Source organism: Lutibacter sp., assembly GCF_021647475.1.
GTDB lineage: Bacteria > Bacteroidota > Bacteroidia > Flavobacteriales > Flavobacteriaceae > Lutibacter.
Map to the genome: position 1 here is coordinate 13099 of NZ_JAKIUR010000021.1, position 22436 is coordinate 35534.

The window sequence follows — 22436 nt, forward strand, 5'->3', positions numbered from 1 at the left end:
TCCAACTAATAACAGAATGGAATTATTGGCTGTAATTGTTGCTTTAGAAAAAATAAAAACCTCAAATGTTGAAATTACTGTTTTTCAGATTCTAAATATGTGGTAGATGCAGTTGAGAAAAAATGGTTATTAGGTTGGCGTAAAAAACAATTTTAAAAAGTTAAAAACTCAGATTTATGGAAACGTTTTTTAAAAATTTACAATCCTAAAAATACAAAATTTGAATGGATAAAGGGGCACAATAATCATCCTCAAAATGAGCGATGTGATGTATTAGCAGTTAACGCTTCTAAAAAAGAAGATTTATTAGAAGATGTAGGTTATGTTAAACAAGAAAACCAATTATTTTAATATTTAACTTAGCATTGCTTTCGCTTTTTGTAAAGCATCTACTAGCAAGTCAATTTCTTTAAAAGTATTGTAAAATGAAAATGAGGCTCTAACCGTTCCGGGAATTTTATAAAAGTCCATAATTGGTTGTGCACAATGGTGTCCTGTTCTAACTTCAATTCCTAGTTTGTCAATAATAGTTCCTATATCATACGGATGAATGTTTGCTATATTAAATGAAATAACAGAAGTTTTATTTTTTGCAGTTCCATAAATTTTTAATCCTTCAATTTGCAATAGCTTTTTTGTAGCATAAACAAGCAATTCATTTTCATAAGCTGCAATATTATCAAATCCTAATTCATTTAAATAATCAAGAGCCACACCAAACGCAATTACACCTGCAATATTTGGGGTACCGGCTTCAAATTTATAAGGTAAATCGGCATACGTAGTTTTTTCAAAAGTCACTTGTTTAATCATTTCACCACCACCTTGGTACGGAGGTAATTTATTTAGTAAAGCTTCTTTTCCGTATAAAATACCAACGCCTGTTGGGCCACAAAGTTTATGAGCAGATGCTACATAAAAATCTACATCTAAAGCTTGTAAGTCAGGTTTAATATGAGGACTAGATTGTGCACCATCAATTAAAACAGATGCACCGAATTTGTGAGCTTTATCAATAATTTTTTTTATAGGATTTATGGTTCCCAAAGCATTTGAAACATGGTTTACAAATACTAATTTGGTTTTATTAGAAAGTAAATTGTCATATTCTTCTAATATTAATTCGCCATTTTCATTTATCGGAATTACTTTTAAAATAGCTCCTGTTCTTTGGCATAACATTTGCCAAGGCACAATGTTAGAATGATGTTCCATAGCTGAAATAATAATTTCATCTCCTTTTTGTAAAAATTGGGTGAAGCTAGTTGCCACCAAATTAATGCTATCTGTTGTGCCTGAAGTAATTATAATTTCGTAATTATGTTTGGTGTTAAAATGTTTTTGAATTTTAATACGCGCTTGTTCAAAAGCATCCGTTGCTAATTGACTTAAAGTATGCACTCCTCTATGAATATTTGCGTTGTAATTAGTGTAATAATCCACCAAACTATCAATAACAACTTGTGGTTTTTGAGATGTTGCGGCATTGTCTAAATACACTAAAGGTTTTCCATTTATTTTTCGTTTTAAAATAGGAAAATCGGCACGAACTTTTTTAATATCTATCATTATCTATTTTAGAATGATTCTAAATGCAAAAGTACAAAATTGAAGTTATTTAATATATGATTGAAAGTAAAACATCAAATTTTAATACTTAAAATAATATTTTTAAAATATTTTTGCTTTCTTAAACCAATTACCTAATAAACTTAAGTTAAGAGATAATTTATGATAATTATCTTGAATTAATCCATTTGATAAAGTGCCTTCTCTACCATAAGAGTAGTTTATATTTATGGTGGATGAAAAATTATTTTTAGAGACAGGAAGTCCTAAACCTAAAGAAAAACTATATCTATTAATATTTTGGTTAGAGATGTGTAAATAACCAGAATCATAATTTGCACCAGCCCTATACTTTACATTACTCCAATAACTGTTTAGGTTAGACGAAGGTTTAAACTCAAAACCAATTCCATAAATGGTTTGGTCTTTATAAGCTGAAGAAGTATTATCAAGCTGGTTTGTTTTGTCCCAATAATTTTTTCTGTAATCTGCATTTACCAATAGATTTTTATTGATTTGTGAACTTATACCTATTCCTAATTTTAATGGTAAATTAAAATCATCAGCATTTTGGTTAAATTCGCTTGAAATAATTGTGCTAGATTTTGTTCCAACAGAAGCTTCAGACCCACGTAAAACGGTTGGTAAATTTATGGTTGCACCAAGTATTGTTTTAGTTCCTAAAAAATTGTTTAAAGAATATTGTATTCCTGCATTTGCTCCAAGGCTAAAGTAAACATTTTTATCGTTTAGATAAGTTGAACTTGTTCCTACGTAAATCCATTGTTCCTGACTTATTGACCCAAACAAACTAGCTAATTCAATACCAATTGATAGATTGTTTCTAAGTTTAAATCCTTGTCCCCAAAATATTTCATTTAAACCTCCAGAACCTTTAACTTTTGTTATGTAATCATTTAGACTTCCTTCCACTGGTTGTACTATGTCTATTTCATAACTTACTTTGCTATATGGCATTATGCCAAAACTCATGCCCCAATTTTTATTTACACTAAATGCCATTGCTAAATGAGTGAAATTAAAATCATAGTTTTGTTGACTTACATGCTTATCTTTCTGAAATGACAAAGTATTATTAAAACCCACTTCATATAAAAATGAATTTTTAGAGATTGTAGTTAATGAAGCAGGATTAGATTTATTAATTATTATTGAAGATGATCTATACGCAATACCAGTGTTTCCCATAGCAGAAAAACCGCCATAGTAGTTTAAATTTTCCTGTCCGATACCATATATAGAATATGGAGAACTAAAATCGCTTTGGGCAATTACAAATAAATTTATGAAGGAAAACATTAAGAATAAAATAGGTTTTATTTTCATAAAATTTTAATAAAGTAAGTAGGTTAATTCAATTTTCATTTTAGTTTCTTTTCCTGATTCACTATCATAAATTAATAGCTTATCAACTGATTGATTATTATTTGGTAACTGGAATAACAATGCATATTTTGTTAGGTAAGTACTTGTTTGAGTTTCATTGATAAATGAAGTAATATCTATTGAATAATAATAATCATAATTTAATTCTTCATCATGAGAATTTAAAGTAGCATAAATGGGATTTCCAGCGGAATTAGTATATTGACTTATAAATCTATTTTTATTATCCACTATGAAAACTGATAAAGACTCAATTGAAGAAATATTTTCATAACTGTTTGGGTCAAGGTACATTTTTAAAGTTGCTTTTATCACCGTGCCACCGTTCTTACTCTCAAGAGAAGTCAAATCTCTAACATAAGGCACTTCAACTCTCATGTTTAGACTAGATCCTGATTGAATATACATTTGATTATTAGTTTTAGAACTTGATAAAATATATTCACTATCGGTAATTAGATTTAAAAGAGTAGCGGTTTTATTGCTAGAAATATTATTAAAAACCTGTTGAATATTAAAATCTGTATATCTATCATTTTCTGAGTTTACACCTTCATCTAGTTTATAATACATTCGAACCACAGAACTTGAAAAATTATCAGAGTTGTTTAATTTAAATCCTAAAACAGAATTGTTATTATTATCTGAAAGGATGGTAAGCCCTTTAAATATTTTTTCTAAATCATCATAATTTTCAACTGTTTTATTCTGAAAAGTATTAAATAAGTTTTCTCCAAAACTATGTTTTAAAGTTATATTAATAGAGTCTTTTTTAATTGGGTAAGGTTTAAAAGATAGTTCGCCTAAAACATCATCATTAAAAGCTAAGGTAGATGTATTGTAGAATTGTGTTTGATCCTTATCCTTTGGTTCAAACTTATCTGTAATTTCATGAATTCTATAGGTTTGCGTTTGAAGAGTATCTCCATAATAGTACTTGTCATAACGTAAAATTAAAGCAATTGAATCATAGGTTGCTTTGGTGTCAACAAAATAACTGTTAGGAATTAGTGAAAAATAACTTTGAGTTTTTAAATCTCCAAATTCTGAATCTTGTAATCCTCCAATTAATATTCGATTGGTTATTGAAGTAATAACAGAATCTAATTGAATAGTAGCTGTTTTTAATGTTAAAGTATCAATTACTACAAGTTTAGAGTCTAAATTTATAAACTCCTCACCAACCAAATATGTTTTTGAATCATCACTACATGAAGCTAGACCAATAAAACTTACTATAAAAAAGAATTTTAAATAGTTTTTCATTTTTTTTGTGTAAAAGTATTTAGTTGATTATAGTTTGAATACTAAAATATACGAAACTTAGAAATACATCTACATAGGTGTTAACAAAACGTTAAATCAACGCATTTAAATAGATTTAATCGTTTATAGATGATTAACTTAATTAGGTAGATGAATATCGACAGTTTGTCTATCTTGTTATTTATATAAATTTATTACGCTCTATTTTTGCTACGATAAGAGGTTTGTTATATGGATTTAAGATTAGGGGTATTTTTATTAATGTTTATTTCAATAGTGGGTAAAGCCCAAAATTTTGAAATTTTTAGCGGAAATATTTATTCAACACTTAACAATTCTAATTCTGTTGGATTAAAAAATGCTATCATTAAAATTAATTTACCCCTACATCTTAAAAAAGGAGGGTTAATTAATAGGTTGTTTTTTTCTAAATATAATCTAGATTACAATTCAGAAGAAACATTAAATACATCTAACATTGAGAGTTTTAAAATATTAAAATATTCATTAGAATATTATACCCCAATAAATAATACATGGAGTCTTAAAACGAACTTTTCACCAATAATATCTTCCAACTTTGAGGCTAATATAACCATGGACGATGTTTTTTTTAATGGAAGCTTAGTTTTTGTTAAGTCTAATAAAAAAAGCATATTTCAAGTTGGGGTAGTTTACAATATTAGTTTTGGAACAAAAAAACCAATACCAATTATAAATTATTCAAGAAAAATTAATAATAATGCTTCCTATGTTTTAGGAATGCCAATCACTAAAATTGAGTATAGCTTTAATTCAATAAATAAGGCAAATATATATTTAAAACCAAAAGGATTTTACTCAAATATTAGTAACAATATAGTTCTAAATAATAATGAAATAGCTGAAACGGTAAAATATCAATCTATTCAATCAGGCATAAGTTATTCGCATTCTATAGACGAATTTTTGAAGTTATCTTTAGATATGGGGTATCAATTTTCATCAAAATATGAACTACTAAATAACAATAAAAGCATTTATAAATTTAAAATGGAAAATAGCTTTTTTGTAGGTTTAAACTTAAAATTTAATTTGTTAAAAAATAAGAAAAATTAAAATAGAATATTATGAATTTTAAAAAAATGTACTTAAAAAGTGTCACCATATTTTCACTTATAGTTCTTGTAAGTTGTTCAACGAATGATTCTAATGATATGGGTAATTGGGTAGAAAGTTCTACCTTTGATGGATATTCTCGAGCAAATTCTGCTGCATTTGTAGTTGATGATAAAGGTTATATAGTTGCAGGCTATGATGGTGATGATTATATGTTTGATCTTTGGGAGTATGATAGAGATGGTGATTATTGGGTGCAAAAAGCTGATTTTCCGGGAGTTCCAAGAACTGCAGCTGTAGGGTTTGCACTTAATGGTAAAGGTTATTTTGGCACAGGATATGATGGAGATAATGAATTAAAGGACTTTTGGAGCTATGATCCTATTACAAATACTTGGGCACAAAAAGCTGATTTTGGAGGAACGGCCAGAACTGGTGCCATTGGTTTTGCTGTTTCAGGAAAAGGATATATTGGAACAGGTTATGATGGAAGTGAACTTAAAGATTTTTGGCAATATAATGATGCTTCAAATGAATGGATTCAATTATATGGATTTGGAGGAAATAAAAGAAAAGATGCGGCTGTATTTGTAATTAATGATAAAGCATATATAGGAACGGGCATACAAAATGGAGCTTATCAAAATGATTTTTATGAATTTGATGGAAATTCAGAAACCTGGATTAGATTAAAAGATTTAGACGATGAAGATGAGGATTATGTAATCTTATTGGCTAATGGAGTAGGTTTTTCCTTAAACGGATTAGGATATATAGCAACAGGTGATGCTTCAGGAGTTTCTAACAATACTTGGGAATATAATCCATTAACAGATACTTGGGATGATAGACCAGATTTTGAAGGAACTCCTCGACAAGATGCTGTTGCATTTAGTTTTTCAGATAGAGCATTTGTTTTAATGGGTAGAAGTGGTGGATATTATTTTGATGATAATTGGGAATATCGCCCTGATGAAGAAAACGATGAAGACGATTAATATTTTTTAAAGTTTGGTTAAGGTTTGTTTTAGGAGTCAAACATTTTTATTTGGCTCCTTTAACTTTTAAAAATCCTAAAATTAAACAACTACAAATGAAAAAAAAGAAAATATTTTTGGTTATTTTATTCATAATTTCACTACTATTTATTGGGTTAAATAATGGTTCAACAAAAAGTTATCATTTAAAATCATATCAATTAGATAATGGCTGGGGATATATGATATTAAAAAAAAATAAAGTAATAATTAAACAAGAAATAATTCCCGCCATTTCAATCAAAAAACCCTTTGCGAATAAAAGAGATGCGGAAATTGTAGGAGAATTAATGATTGATAAACTAAAAAGTAAACAAATACCAAGCATTACTTACAATGAACTCCAAACAAAAAAAATAATATTTTAGTTAATAATCACTATTTTTGGATGTCATTTTAAATTTAGCACTCTTTTGAAAATTAGTATAAAAATAATATCTCCAGTAATATTTCACCTATTATCATGGCTACTATTAATTATGTTAATGTTCGGCACTTTTTATGGGAAGTTTCACTATTTTCCAATAAATGACTTTTTTTATTACAGATTATTTTTAAACATTGTCATTTTTTATTTAAATTATAGTATTCTAGTACCAAAATTATTGTTGAATAAAAGAGTTAATCTTTATGCAATAGCATCTTTTTTATTTATTGTCTTTTTTATTTTTTTATATCTCAGAATCTTACCATCAATTCCATTCATGGCAAATTTCGGAAATCTTTCTGAATTTCAAGATTTAAAAAATGGAGTAAGTATTCTTGAATCAAAAAGATTGTTCTTTATTGGGCTTATTCAAGGAATAGTTGTTTTTTTATTATTCGCGATAAGTTTAAGCGTTAAGTTATCTCAAGAATGGTATAAAAACGAAAAAATTAAAAACCAGATTAAAACACAAAAAATAAATGCCGAATTATCCTTTTTAAAATCTCAGTTAAACCCACATTTTTTATTCAACTCTCTAAACAGTATTTATTCATTAGCAAATAAAAAATCTGACCATACAACAGATGCTATTGTTACACTCTCTGAATTAATGCGCTATATGATTTATGAAACGGATAAGGAGTGTGTGCCTTTACAAAAAGAAATAGATTATATTAAAAATTATATTTCACTTCAAAACTTGAGACTAAAAGATTCTAGTGGAGTAAGATTTAATGTTTATGGTAATTTAGATCAAAATATAGAGCCACTACTTCTTATCTCATTTATTGAAAATGCATTTAAGTACGGGACTGATTATACTGGGAAAACGAATATCTCTATTAAAATTATAGTTAAAGAAAATAAATTAACTTTAAAAGTGAATAATTACATATCTTTAAAAGAAAAAAACAATCCAAATTCAGGGTTTGGGATGCAAAATATTGAAAACAGATTGAATTTGTTATACCCAAAATCTCATGTATTAAAAATTGAAGAAATAGATAACTTATATAAAGTAGAATTGTCGTTAAAATTGAAAAATGATAAAATGTTTAATAATAGATGATGAACCTTTAGCAGTTGAACTGCTGGAAGATTTTGTTTCTAAAGTCCCAGCACTAAAATTAATAGCTACATGTTCTAATGCCATAGAAGCATCAACAATTCTCCAAACAAATAAAGTTGACTTGATTTTTTCAGATATTGAAATGCCTGATTTTTCAGGGATTGAGTTTATAAAATCGTTGGATGTTAAACCGTTGTTTATTTTTACTACAGCTTATTCGCATTATGCAGTTGAAGGGTTTAATTTAAATGCGGTGGATTATTTAGTAAAACCTATTCCTTTTCATAGGTTTTTGAAAGCTGTAAATAGAGCTCAAGAGCTTTTTTTGTTAAAAAATGAAGAACCCAAGCAAGTTGCACAAACTCAAGACTCTCCAAATTTTATTTTTGTCAAATCTGATTACGAAAACATAAAATTAAATTTTGAAGACATTAAATATTTTGAAGGGTTAAAGGATTATATAAAAATATTTTCTACTTCACATAAACCTATTTTAACCTTGAGTAATTTTAAAAAAATTGAGGAAAAATTACCAAGAGATACATTTATACGAGTACACCGATCTTATATAGTTTCATTAAAGTATATCAATTCTGTTCAACGAAACAGAATACTTATAGACAATGTTAGAATACCTATTGGTCAAAATTATAAAGATGAATTTATTAGAAGGATAGGAGGTTAACAAATTAAACGAGACACAATTTTAATTTAAATCACATAAATTTTGTGCTTCAGAAAGTACTTTTCGAACTTTTACATCAGAAAATTCAAGTTTCTTTAAAATAAGAGAGGCTTCAAGGAGCTCTTTTGTTAAAATAACATCATACTCAATGAGTAATTTTTTTTCTCGTTTGCTTAATGATGTTAAAACAGTGATAGGATATAACCCAAATTTATCAATGTTGTTTTTAATCCCATTATTTTTAGGATAATCCCAACTTAATAATAACAGTCCTGAACACTTAGCGTAGTTAATCGCATCTTCAGTAAATTTAGTATTGGTTACTATCCATCCTTGTTTTAAAAATGACTTTTTTTGAGAATTTTTATTCCATTGCTCTTTAATGTCTAAAAACCTAGAATTAATATATAAGGGGATTTTTACATTGTTTGCATAATTAGGTTTTAAGTGGAATTTACATTCTATAGCATAAGTATAACTATCTTTTTCTGCTAAAACATCAATTTCATGAGTTACACATTTTCCGGGTAAAATAATACCAACCTTTGTTTTAAATCCCTTTTGCTTTAATAAAGCACCAACCAGTCGTTCAAAAGGATATCCTGTTGGACCTAAATCAAAAATGGCTTTTTTTAGACTGAATTTTGAAGCGTGTAATCGGTTGTGTTTTTTGAGTAGTGAAAAGGCATTGCTGTAAATCTCTTTGGTGCTAATGCCATTGTACAATTTTGGTTTAATACATTCAATAATTTCATGAGTCACTTCTGTAGAAGCACCACTTCTTTGCAGCGAATTTTGGAGTTTTTGAAACGAAAAAGGTTCTAATTCTCCAGAATTTTTTTTAACGGTTATTACTTTTTTATTCATAATTTTTTAGAGTTAATTAACTTTTAAGGGAGTTATTAATAAGCTGCTTTTAATTTTTGATAAGGTATAAATTATATAGTATTAATTAGTTTCCCGTCAGCCATTTCAATAATTCTATTCGATGCTTCAGCAAAATCATTATCATGGGTTACAGCAATAATGGTTTGCCCTAACTCTTGCGATAATTGATGAAATGTTTCAAGAACAATACTTGTATTTTTACTATCTAAATTACCAGTAGGCTCATCGCACATAATAATTTTGGGTTGGTTTATTAAAGCTCGTGCAATGGCTACTCTTTGTTGCTGACCTCCAGAAAGTTTAGATGCTGGTTTTAACGCTTGATCTTTTATTCCCAAAAGGGTTAATTTTTGATAAGCCTGTTCTTCAATTTCCTGAGGAGAGAGTTTTCCTAACTTTAATGCCGGAATCATTACATTTTTTAAGCATGAAAATTCAGGAAGGAGATAATGAAACTGAAATACAAATCCAATATTTTTATTTCTGATAGCGGCAAGATTATCAGATTTTTGTCCAGTAATTTTTTCACCACCAATAATTAATTCTCCTTCGTAATCGGTATCCATAGTGGAAAGGATATATAATAAAGTTGATTTTCCGCTGCCTGATTTTCCAATCATTGTAATAAATTCGCTATCAAATACTTCAAACGAAATATCATCTAAAGCTTTAAACTTTACTGGTTGGTAAAAATATTTACTTATTTGTTTTGTTTGAAGAATAATTTTTTTTCTCATTATTTTCTGAATATTTCAATAGGATCAATTTTGGCAGCTCCAATTGCAGGAATATAGCCAGCTCCTAAAGTGATTAAAATACCGAGAATACCACCAATTATAAATATTGAAGACTCAAAACCAATAGGAAAATATTCTCGGTCACCACCAATATAAATACCACTTATAAATTTAATTAGACCAGAAGCAAGAAGTAATCCAAATGATGTTCCAATAATCCCCATGATTAAAGATTCTTTTAAAAAAATATTTATTACATCTTTTCCTGAAAACCCAGTTGCTTTAAGAATAGCTATATCATTTAATTTTTCCTTTATGGTCATATTTATAATATTATAAATTCCAAATGCTGCTACTAATAAAATAGCCAATGAAATTGAACCAAGCATAACCTGTCTGGTTTTTTTATTAGACATAGATTGTTCGTTTGCAGCCTGCCAATCTTCAACTTTATAAATTGTTAAATTTTTAAGCTGTTTTGAAAATTCTGGTGCCTTATTTGGGTCTTTGATATTTACTAAAATATCTGTTAAATAACTTGAACTTTCTTTCATAAGTTGTTGAGATATTGCCAAGTTTATATATGATTTAGTTAAATCTATATTAGAATTACTTGTTTTAAAAATACCTTCAACCTTCATCATTTTTACCACGCCAATTGAGGAAGTGATATTTATATTATCATATAATTTGATATTTAATTTTTCAGCTATTCCTACTCCAATTAGTATTCCGTTTGATGTTGACAAAAGATTTCTTATATCTCCAGCTAACATGGTAGATTGAATATTAAACATCTCATTGGCATCAATAATATTTACACCAGAGGCAACCCCATTTATTTGTGATATTCCATTGTTGTAAAAAAGGCTAACAGATACTTGAGGTGTTACGGTTACTATATTTTCATTTTTTTTTAAATCAGCTATTATTTTTTTAGGGTTGAGAAGCGTATTAGATAAGTTAGCTATTTTAGGATTAATTATTATAGTAGTATTCCCTAATTTAGTTTTTGGAATTAAAGGTCTACTAAGAGTGTCATCTTGGTATATTCTAATATGTGATTCCGTTTTAAATAAGGCTTCATCTGAATAGCGATTAAAGCCAACAACCATAGAAATCATGAAAATAAATATTCCAATACCTACAGTTACCCCTAAAGATGCAATTATGGTTTGCTTTTTACGTGTGAGTAAGTGAGTTAAAGCAATTTCTGAATTTACATTTAGTTTCATTTTGTTTTATCGGCTATAATTACAGTATTTTCATCTAATCCGTGAATTATTTCTACCCAATCATTAGAAATAAAACCTATTTCAACAGCTATTTCATCACCTCCTTTTAATTTAACCTTATTACTATAACTCAAATAATTTCGTGGAATAACCAAGGCATTATTTTTATTTTCTATAATAATATTTCCTTGAAGTTGAGTTCCAGAAATTTTGAAATCTAAAATATCTTCAAATTCTATTTTGCAATAAAACGATTGAGTTTGCTTATCAAATGCTGGGTATATTTCGGTAACTTTTCCTTTGTAATTTTTTTTTACTTGTGTGTTTAACTGAATTATTACTTGTTGATGCAATTTTACTTTTGAAATATTACTTTCATCAATACTTAATAATGCATATAATTTTTCTGGGTTTCCAATTACAGCAATAACATCTCCTTTTCTAATATAATCACCTAATTCTTTTTTTAATTCATATACTTTCCCTCCAACAATAGCTTTAATTTTATTGTAATTTTCAGAAACATTATCTACCTCTTTTTGTGATTTTTGTATAATTAATTGTTGATCGGCTTGCTGTTTTAATAGTTTATAATTTTCTTGAAGTGATAAAAAATTGGTTTTAGAGTTGTCTAAATTCAAAAGAACATTTTCATATTCTAATTTTGAAACACTGTTTAATTTATAGAGTTTTTTATATCGTTCTGCTTGTTTTTGGTCTTGAAGAAGTTTTTGTTTTGCGAGCTCAACATTAATTTCTGCCTGTTTAAGCGCAGGAGCATTTGGATTTGTATTAGCCTTTGCAATAGTTAATAAATCAACAGAACTTTTAGCACTTATAATGTTTTGTTCGTTATCTACAATTGCCAATAATTGATTTTTAGTTACAATGTCGCCTTCTTCAATATCCAGTTTTTTAATGTATCCGTCGGACAAAGAGGTTAAGTTATATTGATCTTCTGGCACAAGAATTCCTGAAGCAAAAATAGTTTCAGTAACGTTTTTTCTAATTGGTTTAGTTTCGGTTGTTATTTTCCCGCAAGAACTTATTAAAATTAAGCTTATTAAAAGGAATATGGTTTTTGTTGAATCTTTCATTTTATTGAATTATTTATCTCAATTTTTGATTTTGTATATAATAAATTTGCCAAAGCAATACTATAATTTAATTGGCTAATTAATTTATCGTCAAAAGCAATTAGAAGTTTGTTAGAAGAAAGAATAGATGCATTGAACTGATTTAACGCCATTTGGTAATTTTGTTCTTTTAGTAAAAATATTTGGTTTGTTGTTTTAAATTGAGAGTAGGCCTTTTTATAGTCTAAATTCAAAGTAATATTGGTGATGTCATTTTGAAGCTTTGTATGGTTCGCCTCTAATTCAGAAATTATTTTATTGATTTTGGCGCTTTTGGTAAGCGTAAATCTGTCAATATCAGGAAAAGGCATACTTAGCTTTAGTCCAATATATTGAGAGTTTATCCAATTGGTATTTGGGTCTAAAAACTGATTATTGCTGTTTTGCTGCCATCCATCATAAGCCACTATTGAAATTGTTGGGTATTGGGCTAATCGGTTTGCCCTTAACTCTTCTTTGGCCAAATCGACTTTTAATAATGACGATTTATGTTCCAATTGATTGTTAGTTTGTAAATTTAGATCAAAAGGCTGATTGTAAACGGTGTTTTCAGTTAAGAAAATAGCTGTGTTTTGAGGAATATCGCATAGTATTTTAAGTGCATAATATTGTTGGTTGAGCGATATCTCCAATTGTGTCAAGTTATCTTTCAAAGAGAGCTTGTTTATAGTAGCGTCATTTAAATCTTGTTGCCTGACAATTCCTTCGGTATATTTATTATACATAATGGTTTGCAAAGTATCTGCAGTATATAAATTTTTCTGTGTAATTTCTATTTGTTCTTTCAATGAAATAATGTTGTAATAACTTGCCGAAATGGATTCAAAAAGTAACTTTTTTACTATTAAATTATTCACATCTGTAAGCTGTGTGTTAATTTTTGCACTTTTTAACTTTGTCCAACTTACAGGATTAATAATGTCTATTTGCGGTGCAAAATTAATATTCCCTATAAATTGTTGGCCCATTGTTACTTCTTTAAAAGTACCAGGTTCACCACCAAATGGCTCAGATGGAAAATATGTGACAGGTAATTTTACGTTGTTGGTTAACGAAAAAGAAGATTGTATTTTAAAGTTTACTAAACCTGCTTGTGCTGATATTTTTTGCCATTTAGCCAAAAGTACTTGTTGTTCGCCTGTTTTTATTGAAATGCTATTGTTTTCAGCATATTTAAAAAGAGAATCAATAGTATTAAACACTATTCTATTTTGTGAAATCAAAAATTGATTTATCAATAAAAAACTAAATAAAACTATTGAGTTATACACTTAGTATCTGTTTTATTTGATTTTGGTAAATAGGTTTACTTTCTACCATTCTACTAATTGTTTTATGAAATATGCTCTGCTTAAATTGAGAACGATTAATCCTAAAACAAAATTCGTCAAAATATGCTTGAATATGCCATTTACTTATATGAGTTGGTATTGCTCTTAACCAAGATTTAACTTGCATAATCATAATATGGTGGGTTCTAAAAATTGATTTTTTCAGTTTTCTCAAAAAGGCAAGAACCCTTTTTTATCTTTTTGAGAAAAATCATACTTCAAATGTAGCAAAAATTTGTTGATTTCAATAATAAATATTGAAATTATATCTATCTATCTATCTATCTATTTATCAGTATGTTATTTTTAATTTTTTAATCTGCTCATATCTAAATAAGTTGTAGGTTAAGTTTATTAATCCTATTATTCCAGTTGCTCTTACCAGACCAACTGATTTTAAGACTAAACCATTCATACTTTGTTCCATAAAACCAAATACATGTTCTACTCTTGCTCTAATTTTCGATTTTTTGGTATTACTTTCTTTTTGTTGTTTGGTTAATGGTTTATTACGATAGCCTTTTTCATGTACTTTATTCTTCATTTTATATTTGGCAATAATTTTATCTTGTTCTTCTCCTGTGTAAGCACTATCTGCGTGCAGGTCTTGGTCTTTATCTTTTTTGGTAAGCAAGTTATCTAAAGCTTGGGAGTCGTGAACTGATGCATCTGTTACGGTATAGGTGTTAATGAATTTACTTTTGGTGTCTACTTTTGCGTGATTTTTATAACCGTAAAAAGTCTCCCCGTTTTTCTTTGTCCAACGGGCATCAATGTCTTTATGACTTTTTTTATTAGGCTTGTCGTTCCATAAATCATCACCCTCTCCATTCTTAATTCTCTTGTTTTCTTCCCTTGTGTTGCGTTGTCGTGGAGCTACCGTGAAACTTGCATCTACCATTTGTCCTTCATTAAATATCAACTCTTTTTTTTCTAAAAATGAGGTAAATTGTTCGAACAACTCTTCTACTAAACCTGTTTTTGTTACACGTTCTCTAAAACTCCATACTGTTTTTTCGTCTGGAACTTTATCGCCTGTTTCCAAACCTAAAAATGTTTTAAAACTAGATCTATCTAATATTTGATATTCCACCTGACTATCTCCAAGCCCATAATAACGCTGTAGTATCATTATTTTGAATAACATTACCACATCATAAGGCTTCGCTCCAGCATTATTCTTTTTATTAGTATTGAGCAATTTACTTTCTAACGATTTTCGAAACATCTCAAAATCAATCACTTTACTAATAGCTTCTAATGGATTTCCCATAACTGATAAACGTTCATTAGTGAACTCCTGATCAAATAAGCCTTTATTTCCTCGTGTTTTATACATTTTTTATTGTAATTTTATACCTGATAAATATACGTATATTTAACTGATTAATAATAAGTTAAATTTTAGAAGCCCCCATATGTAATTGTTTGAAATTTGTGCCATTATTACTATATATCTGCTGAATATCATAAATTTCTTTTAACGGTTCATATCCTCTCCATTTATCTGTTATTATTTTAGCAGATGTACTTATATGTTCTTCAAATATTGGTGTTAATGATTTTGCCGAATAATCCTTAATTGATTTTATATAAACTCTCTTAACTTTATTATTATCAGTTAATTCAACAGCAATAACGGCTTTTTTCTTTTTCGTATCATAACTTCTTCCTTGTTTCCCCTCCTCTTTTCCTCCAACAGTAAATTCATCTACATGTATTAATTTTGATAACGGATATTTCTGACTACTTTTCATTGCTTTACGAACTTTTTGCATAAAATACCACGCCGTTCCTTGTCGAATACTAAAACGTTTACCCATTTGAATACTTGAAGTACTTTTGCTACTTGTACTCATTTCAAAAACTACACAAAAAGCTTTTTGCAAACCAAATTTAACCTTATGAAAAAGTGTATTTGCTGTTGCACTTTCTACATGATCACAAGCGTAACAATGGTAATTATATCCTGACTTCTCACAACCTTTTGTGCCTCCACATTTGCTACAAGTAAAACCATCTTGCCACTTTATTTTAGCTAAGTATGCTTTACAAGCATCATCATTTGGTAATTCTTTTATAAAGTTTAGTATATCTTGCCCTTTAAATTGTTCCATATCTATTTGTTTAAAGAGATAAATATACGGAAACTAAATGACTAACTCAATAAAACTAAATTTTTTTTCATTATTATTATATTTTCCATATTTTTTTGATAATAATACTTAAAAACGTAATATTTCAGTCATTAATCCAAACCGTATCACATCTAACTTGTTCTGAAAATAAATATTGTAATAATCGGTACCGTGGTAAAACTGAACAAAGAATCCGATATCTTCTAAAAATGTTGGATGGTAATAAAAAGTTAGGCTTGCATTCAATCTGTCTAAATTAAAAGTATCCCAATTATTTATAGCATCAAGCATCCAAGTAGTTTCTAATTTTAAAGAAACATTAGGCCTTTTATCTGATGTTAAATTAGTTATAGGGAGTTTAAATGCAGAGAATGTATTGTGCCATCTAAACCCACTATATTTTCCGTGTAGTTCATCAAGCATCCAACTTTTTGGGTGCACTTCAATAGAACTTTTAAAAAATTTAATCGCATTGTGAGCTTCACTGAAGGTGGTTTTAATAAAACCAAGTTCAAAATAATTGGTTGCAAAATTTCCTGATAATAAGTTAACGGTACCATCTTCGTTGTAAAAATCACTATTTTGACCGTTGGTGTGGTGTGCAATTCTCCCAAAAAGAGTGGTATGATTTGCCAATGTTTTATCACCTACTAAATAATAAAATGTAATTTGAGGCATGTAACTTGGTGTTCTTACAGGGTAAGAATCCTCATTGTACATCCTTATAATAATTTGTGAAGTTAAAACCCCCATTAACCTAGCGTCTTTTCGCTCCCTAATTATAAAACTAGGACTAATATTAGCTTCAAACATCAAAGGGGCAATATTACCAATATCAACAGGAAATGTAATATAGCTATCACTTTGATTATTAAATGGGCGGACATTATTTAGGATTAGTTCACGCTGCATATTTAATACTTTCGTGTTTAAAATAATTAGCAACTTTAGTTTTGTTTTTTTGTAAAGACCTCATATGAGAATTTAGATTACTCTTTAATTGGGCTTCATTTTTAGGAGAAGGCTTGTTTGATAATGATAATTTTAAGTCGCAATTAAGATATTCATCTGGATTTCTTTCAGGTGAATAGGATGGGAGATAAAACAATCGAATCTTTTCATTATTTTCTTCTTCCCATTGCTTTACAAGTTTACTGTGATGAACCCTCAAATTATCTAAAATCAAGTAAATTTTGTTTTTTGATCCTTTTATCAACCTTTTCAAAAACTTGATTAATCGTTGAGAATTCATAGTCCCATTATAAATCATAAACCTTACTTTTCCTTGGTTGGTTACTGTAGAAATCATATTCATAGATAAACGCTTAGCTAATTTTTTTCTAATTGGGGTTTTCCCTTTGGGTGCATATGAACGTCCATATTGACTCTCGTTTCTTACCCCTGTTTCATCTCCCTAATGTATTACTGCATGCTCTTGTTTGGCTTGTTTTTTTATAAAAGGATATTCTTGTTCAAGCCACTTTTTAACCAATTTATCATTTTGTTCATATGCTTTTTTCTTTGGCTTTTGTGGGGTAAAACCCCATCTATTCAGATAATCCCCCATGGTTCTTATTGCTATTGATACTTTAAATTCCCGTTTTATTAACTCTTTTATAGCTTTTCTAGTCCATAAGCCATAAGGCAATTTTAATTGCTCTGGCATGGTGTCAATTATCATATTTTGAATTATTTTTTCCTGTTCAATAGTGAGAATACGCCCTTCTCCAAGCTTATGCCCTCTTGGCTTTTCTTGTAAGCCTTCGTTACCCCCTATTTTATGATGCTTACACCATAAATAAACAGAATTCCTATTAACTCCCAATAAATCAGCTATTGATAACTGAGTCAACCCTCTTTTATGCAACCGAATAGCTCGTTCTCTAATTGCTAGTTTTGTTTCTTTTCCTAGCGTTCTTAAATCTAATTTAACCATAACCAAAGATACAAAATATATATTAATATTCCTAATATTATGTTGCCGAGTTAATAACGCTCTAAAAAACGCAATGAAACAAATTAATGAGTTATCAACAAATAAATATCAAAATGTGGCGTAATCGTGAATGTTTTGCGTAAGGTCAGTAAAGTTATAAAAAGAAACATAGTAGTAATCTCTTAATGAAAGATCAAATTCATTTCCTGTATATCCTTCCATTCTCAAAAATTCAAAATACCTATGGACATTTAAAAAAAATTGCTCTCCTCCTGTTAAATTATCTGTCATAATAATTTTTTGTTTTTTATTTCTACAAAATATTGTTGATACTTTTACAATTTTGTATATTTTCTTGCAGAGAGGAAGGGATTCGAACCCTCGATACGTTGCCGTATACACACTTTCCAGGCGTGCGCCTTCGACCACTCGGCCACCTCTCTATTTTATTGATTCAAATATAAATCAATTAATCCTTCTGGTGTTTTTACCAGAATTGTTTTTTGTTCTCTATCAACCTTAACAATAAAGTCGTCAATCATTGGGATAAAAACATCGGTACCATTTGCATTTATTTCAAATAATGGCTGTGCTGTTCTGTCATTTATTCCTTCAATTACACCAATAAAACCATGTTTTTCATCCACCATTTTAAAATTAATGATTTCGTGAAAATAGAATTTATTTCCTGTTAATTTTGGTAAAAATTTTAATGGTAAATAAATTTCTCCTCCTAAAATTTCATCAGCTTCAGCTTCACTATTTACATCTTCTATTTTTAGCCGTAATTGATTTCCTTTTTGAAGCAAACTTTTTTCAATAAAAAAAGGAACCAGTTGGCTGCCAAAAGCAACAAAAATTGATTCCAAATTTGTATAAAGTTCAGGTTCGTCTGTATCTAATTTTGCTACAACTTCCCCTTTAAAACTATGTTTTCTAACGATTTTGCCTAAATAAAAACAATCTTCTTTACGCATTATCGTTAACTAAATTATTCTGCTTTTCCTTCATCAGATGCTGCAGCTTGTGCATCATCAATAGTTTCAGGAGCTTTTTCTTCAACTACTTCTTCTGCAGCCTTTGCAGCAGCTTTTGCATCTGCTTCTGCTTTAATAGCTTCTTCTTCAACTTCTTTTACAGCAGCTAAACGTTCTTCATTTATTTTTGCTTCAGCTTTTAAAATTTCAGCTTTTGTTTTAGCATCAGCTTGTGCTAATCCATCTTTTTTAGCGTTAATTTTATTTTCTTTTTCAGCAACCCAAGCTTGAAATTTTTCTTCGGCTTGTTCTTCTGTTAAAGCACCTTTTCTAACTCCACCAACTAAATGGTTTTTTAACATTGCTCCTTTATAAGATAAAATTGCTTTTGCTGTATCTGTTGGTTGTGCTCCATTTTGTAACCATTTTACAGCTCCATCTATATCTAAATCAATAGCTGCTGGGTTTACGTTTGGATTATAAGTTCCAATTTTTTCTAGGTACTTACCATCTCTTTTTGAGCGTACATCTGCAGCTACTATCCAATAGAATGGTTTTCCTTTTTTACCGTGTCTTTGTAATCTAATTTTTACTGGCATTTGTTTTAATTTTTAAGGTTCTCGACCTTGGTTATTAATTTTTTTGAGTGGGCAAAGATACTGAGTTATTTTTAAAATAACACACTTTATTTAAGTATCTTTTAGACTAAACCTGTAAAACCCAAGAAAGCAAGTGATAAAAGACCCGCCACTAATAAATTAATTGGAACTCCTTTCATTCCTTTTGGGATGTTTGCAAGCTCTAAATGTTCTTTAATACTTGCAAATAAAATTAGAGCTAAAGCAAAACCGAGTGAATTAGCCATAGCAAAAAATGTTGCTTTTAATAAACTTCCATTTTCTAATCCTAATGCTAAAATTGCTACACCTAATACAGCACAATTTGTTGTAATCAATGGTAAAAATACGCCCAGAGCCTTATATAACGGCGGACTTACTTTTTTTAACATAATTTCAACCATTTGAACCAAAGCCGCAATAACTAAAATAAATGAAATTGTTTTTAAATAATCTAATCCTGCCGGAACCAAAATATATTGATATAGCAAATAGGTAACTATGGTAGCAATTGTCATGACAAACAAAACGGCACCAGACATTCCTATTGAGGTTGAAACTTTATTAGAAACACCTAAAAATGGACAAATTCCTAAAAATTGAGATAAAACAATGTTATTTACAAAAACTGCGGCTATAAGTATTACAATATATTCCATTATCCTGTTATTTTAGAAGTTAGTTTATTAAATATAACGGTTAAATACGCTAAAGCAATAAAAGCTCCGGGAGGCAAAATAAAAATAATAAAAGTATTTGCGTTTTCAGAAGTTAATTTAAAATCAAATACACTTCCATTACCTAATAATTCACGTGTTGCACCTAAAATTGTCAATGCAATTACAAATCCTAATCCCATTCCAAAAGCATCAATGATGGAAGAAAAAACATCATTTTTTGATGCAAACGCTTCGGCTCTTCCTAAAATTATACAGTTTACAACAATTAAAGGAATAAAAATCCCTAATTGCTCATACAAAAAAGGAACAAATGCTTCTAATACCATTTCTACAACTGTTACAAATGTGGCTATAATAATGATAAAAGCAGGAATACGAACTTTACTTGGTATTTGGTTTTTTACGAGTGAAACAACAATGTTTGACATTACCAAAACAAACAAGGTTGCCACCCCCATTCCAAAACCATTAAATGCTGATGTTGTAACACCCAACGTTGGACACATACCTAATAACAGTACAAAAGTTGGATTTTCTTTTACAATTCCTTTTATAAAATTTTCCTTTTGATTTATTTTACTGACCATAATTTTTGATTTTTAGGTACTTAAATAGAATCTATAGTTTTCACAAATTCATCATAAGCTATTTGAACAGATTCAGCAAATGCTCTTGAACTAATGGTTGCACCTGTTAAAGCATCAATATCACCGCCGTCCTTTTTTACTTTTAATTTATAGGTAGATGGATTTTTGCCTCTGAATTGCTTTAAAAATTTTTCTTTTGTCATTTTTGTTCCTAAACCAGGTGTTTCCTTCTGATCTAATATTTGGATATCTTGTATATCTCCATTCGGTTTAAAACCAATCATTAATTTCACTAAGCCATTAAATCCTTTTTCTGAGGAACCCGTTACAGCGATCCCTACTTTATTCTTATTTGCATACGCCGTATAAATTTCAATACTATCTTTAACTTTTTCCGATTTAACCCTTTTTACATTTTCAACTGGATTATTATCAAACTTGGGCAATACTATTTTTAATGCATTAACCTTTTTTTGCAATCGGGCTTTCGCTTTTGGTGCCATAGTTAAATCGTTAACATACCCTAATAAAAATCCTGAAACAACAGTAATTACCAAAAGTGATATCACCATATTAAAAAATGTATCTTTCTTTTTACCCATAATTATAAAATTTTAGATTTAATTTCTGAGCCAAATCGTCTTGGTTTGAAATAAGTATTTATTAAAGGAACAAATGCGTTCATTATTAATATTGCAAAGGATACACCTTCAGGATATGCACCAAAAAGCCTAATAACTACAGTAATTACGCCTATTCCTATTGCAAAAACAATCATCCCTTTTTTAGTTATAGGGCTTGTAACTAAGTCAGTTGCCATATAAAAAGCACCTAAAATAGCTCCTCCTGATAACAATTGAATTAAGGGGTTTGCATATTGTTCAGGATTTATTAGCCAAAAAACACCAGTCATTATAGTAATTGTAGCTAACATTATTATTGGAATATACCAAGATATTACACGTTTGTATAAAAGATATGCTCCGCCAATTAATAAGGCTAATGCTGAAATTTCACCTATTGAACCTCCTGTAATTCCTAACAACATATCCAAAGTTGAAGGTATTTTAGAACTTAAATCCGTCATTGTATCTCCATACATTAATCCTTCTTTAATAATACCTAATGTTGTTGCTCCAGTAACTCCGTCAATCAATTGAGTATTATTTACAACGGCTGTTGGCCACATTGTCATTTGAACTGGAAAAGAAATTAGTAAAAAAACCCTAGCTGCTAAAGCTGGATTAAAAATATTAAAACCAAGTCCTCCAAACGACATTTTTACAACGCCAATAGCAAACAAGCTTCCAACAATAACCATCCAAATTGGCAATCCAGAGGGTAAATTAAAGGCTAATAAAATTCCCGTAATTAATGCCGATCCATCCCAAATAGTTATATTAGTTTTTAACAAATATTTTTGTATTAAATATTCAAATAACAAGCATGAAACTACAGCTACTGCAGCAACTATAAATGCATTAATGCCAAACACATATAATGAAACCAAAAAAGCAGGAACTAAGGCTATAACTACATCATACATTATTTTTTTTAATGATTCTTCAGAATGTATGTGTGGTGATGCTGAAATTATAATAGGTGGATTACTCATT

22 protein-coding genes, 1 tRNA gene and 4 pseudogenes are annotated in these 22436 nt (G+C 29.0%); 6 read left to right on the forward strand and 21 right to left on the reverse strand.

Going from position 1 to position 22436, the window contains the following annotated elements; all coding sequences use genetic code 11:
• Positions 1 to 4: 4 nt before the first annotated feature.
• Positions 5 to 351, forward strand: a pseudogene (locus L3J60_RS06695) (ribonuclease H); the annotation flags it as partial.
• A 3-nt stretch (positions 352 to 354) separates the two neighbouring features.
• On the opposite strand, the gene L3J60_RS06700 reads toward L3J60_RS06695, so the two are convergent.
• From L3J60_RS06700 to L3J60_RS06710, 3 genes are all read right to left on the reverse strand, one after another.
• Complete coding sequence (locus L3J60_RS06700; protein ID WP_291974723.1) at positions 355 to 1569, reverse strand: cysteine desulfurase; 1215 nt, start codon at positions 1567 to 1569, stop codon at positions 355 to 357.
• A gap of 102 nt (positions 1570 to 1671) precedes the next feature.
• Entirely contained in the window at positions 1672 to 2916 is a 1245-nt protein-coding gene (locus L3J60_RS06705) for a hypothetical protein (RefSeq protein ID WP_291974724.1), read from the reverse strand.
• Between the two features lie 6 nt (positions 2917 to 2922).
• Entirely contained in the window at positions 2923 to 4242 is a 1320-nt protein-coding gene (locus L3J60_RS06710) for a DUF4270 family protein (RefSeq protein WP_291974725.1), read from the reverse strand.
• Between the two features lie 231 nt (positions 4243 to 4473).
• On the opposite strand from L3J60_RS06710, the gene L3J60_RS06715 reads away from it, so the two are divergent.
• From L3J60_RS06715 to L3J60_RS06735, 5 genes are all read left to right on the forward strand, one after another.
• Entirely contained in the window at positions 4474 to 5340 is an 867-nt protein-coding gene (locus L3J60_RS06715) for a DUF6268 family outer membrane beta-barrel protein (protein ID WP_291974726.1), read from the forward strand.
• Between the two features lie 11 nt (positions 5341 to 5351).
• On the forward strand, positions 5352 to 6338 hold the full coding sequence (locus L3J60_RS06720; RefSeq protein ID WP_291974727.1) for a kelch repeat-containing protein: 987 nt from the start codon (positions 5352 to 5354) through the stop codon (positions 6336 to 6338).
• A gap of 95 nt (positions 6339 to 6433) precedes the next feature.
• Positions 6434 to 6745 carry a DUF4907 domain-containing protein gene (locus L3J60_RS06725; protein WP_291974728.1) on the forward strand — a complete coding sequence of 104 codons (312 nt, stop codon included), beginning with the start codon at positions 6434 to 6436 and terminating at the stop codon, positions 6743 to 6745.
• 336 nt (positions 6746 to 7081) lie between these two features.
• Positions 7082 to 7873: a sensor histidine kinase gene (locus L3J60_RS06730; RefSeq protein ID WP_291974729.1), complete on the forward strand. Its 792-nt coding sequence runs from the start codon at positions 7082 to 7084 to the stop codon at positions 7871 to 7873.
• Positions 7848 to 8558, forward strand: coding sequence for a LytTR family DNA-binding domain-containing protein (locus L3J60_RS06735; protein ID WP_366836971.1), 711 nt, complete (start codon positions 7848 to 7850; stop codon positions 8556 to 8558). Before L3J60_RS06730 ends, L3J60_RS06735 begins: the two co-directional genes overlap by 26 nt.
• Before the next feature lie 21 nt (positions 8559 to 8579).
• On the opposite strand, the gene L3J60_RS06740 is transcribed toward L3J60_RS06735, so the two are convergent.
• The 18 genes and pseudogenes from L3J60_RS06740 to L3J60_RS06825 form a co-directional block, all read right to left on the reverse strand.
• On the reverse strand, positions 8580 to 9425 hold the full coding sequence (locus L3J60_RS06740; protein ID WP_291974730.1) for an ATP cone domain-containing protein: 846 nt from the start codon (positions 9423 to 9425) through the stop codon (positions 8580 to 8582).
• Between the two features lie 71 nt (positions 9426 to 9496).
• Positions 9497 to 10183 carry an ABC transporter ATP-binding protein gene (locus L3J60_RS06745; RefSeq protein ID WP_291974731.1) on the reverse strand — a complete coding sequence of 229 codons (687 nt, stop codon included), beginning with the start codon at positions 10181 to 10183 and terminating at the stop codon, positions 9497 to 9499.
• Positions 10183 to 11418 carry an FtsX-like permease family protein gene (locus L3J60_RS06750; protein ID WP_291974732.1) on the reverse strand — a complete coding sequence of 412 codons (1236 nt, stop codon included), beginning with the start codon at positions 11416 to 11418 and terminating at the stop codon, positions 10183 to 10185. Before L3J60_RS06750 ends, L3J60_RS06745 begins: the two co-directional genes overlap by 1 nt.
• The gene (locus L3J60_RS06755; protein ID WP_291974733.1) at positions 11415 to 12515 is read right to left on the reverse strand and encodes an HlyD family efflux transporter periplasmic adaptor subunit; all 1101 of its coding nucleotides are present in this window, start codon (positions 12513 to 12515) and stop codon (positions 11415 to 11417) included. Before L3J60_RS06755 ends, L3J60_RS06750 begins: the two co-directional genes overlap by 4 nt.
• Complete coding sequence (locus tag L3J60_RS06760; protein WP_291974734.1) at positions 12512 to 13825, reverse strand: TolC family protein; 1314 nt, start codon at positions 13823 to 13825, stop codon at positions 12512 to 12514. The genes L3J60_RS06755 and L3J60_RS06760 overlap by 4 nt, the downstream gene beginning before the upstream one ends.
• Positions 13818 to 14024, reverse strand: a pseudogene (locus L3J60_RS06765) (IS1595 family transposase); the annotation flags it as partial. The pseudogene L3J60_RS06765 and the gene L3J60_RS06760, both read right to left, overlap by 8 nt.
• Positions 14025 to 14177: 153 nt before the next feature.
• Positions 14178 to 15224: an IS5 family transposase gene (locus L3J60_RS06770; protein WP_291974735.1), complete on the reverse strand. Its 1047-nt coding sequence runs from the start codon at positions 15222 to 15224 to the stop codon at positions 14178 to 14180.
• A gap of 79 nt (positions 15225 to 15303) precedes the next feature.
• Positions 15304 to 16002, reverse strand: a pseudogene (locus L3J60_RS06775) (IS1595 family transposase); the annotation flags it as partial.
• 108 nt (positions 16003 to 16110) lie between these two features.
• Positions 16111 to 16935 carry a hypothetical protein gene (locus L3J60_RS06780; protein ID WP_291974736.1) on the reverse strand — a complete coding sequence of 275 codons (825 nt, stop codon included), beginning with the start codon at positions 16933 to 16935 and terminating at the stop codon, positions 16111 to 16113.
• Positions 16925 to 17422: pseudogene (locus L3J60_RS06785) on the reverse strand (IS630 family transposase); the annotation flags it as partial. The pseudogene L3J60_RS06785 and the gene L3J60_RS06780, both read right to left, overlap by 11 nt.
• Before the next feature lie 15 nt (positions 17423 to 17437).
• A complete protein-coding gene (locus tag L3J60_RS06790; protein ID WP_291974737.1) occupies positions 17438 to 17959 on the reverse strand; it encodes an IS630 family transposase in 522 nt (173 codons plus the stop codon).
• A 358-nt stretch (positions 17960 to 18317) separates the two neighbouring features.
• A tRNA-Ser gene (locus L3J60_RS06795) sits at positions 18318 to 18402 on the reverse strand.
• 3 nt (positions 18403 to 18405) lie between these two features.
• Positions 18406 to 18936 carry a ribosome maturation factor RimM gene (gene rimM, locus L3J60_RS06800; protein WP_291974738.1) on the reverse strand — a complete coding sequence of 177 codons (531 nt, stop codon included), beginning with the start codon at positions 18934 to 18936 and terminating at the stop codon, positions 18406 to 18408.
• A 14-nt stretch (positions 18937 to 18950) separates the two neighbouring features.
• Positions 18951 to 19535, reverse strand: coding sequence for a 30S ribosomal protein S16 (locus L3J60_RS06805; RefSeq protein WP_291974739.1), 585 nt, complete (start codon positions 19533 to 19535; stop codon positions 18951 to 18953).
• A gap of 101 nt (positions 19536 to 19636) precedes the next feature.
• The gene (locus L3J60_RS06810; RefSeq protein WP_366836979.1) at positions 19637 to 20215 is read right to left on the reverse strand and encodes an RnfABCDGE type electron transport complex subunit A; all 579 of its coding nucleotides are present in this window, start codon (positions 20213 to 20215) and stop codon (positions 19637 to 19639) included.
• Positions 20212 to 20820: an electron transport complex subunit E gene (locus L3J60_RS06815; RefSeq protein WP_291974741.1), complete on the reverse strand. Its 609-nt coding sequence runs from the start codon at positions 20818 to 20820 to the stop codon at positions 20212 to 20214. The genes L3J60_RS06810 and L3J60_RS06815 overlap by 4 nt, the downstream gene beginning before the upstream one ends.
• Positions 20821 to 20840: 20 nt before the next feature.
• Positions 20841 to 21422 (reverse strand): RnfABCDGE type electron transport complex subunit G, encoded by a 582-nt coding sequence (locus tag L3J60_RS06820; protein WP_291974742.1) that lies wholly within the window; start codon positions 21420 to 21422, stop codon positions 20841 to 20843.
• Positions 21423 to 21424: 2 nt separating this feature from the next.
• Entirely contained in the window at positions 21425 to 22435 is a 1011-nt protein-coding gene (locus L3J60_RS06825; protein ID WP_291974743.1) for an RnfABCDGE type electron transport complex subunit D, read from the reverse strand.
• Position 22436 lies beyond the last annotated feature (1 nt).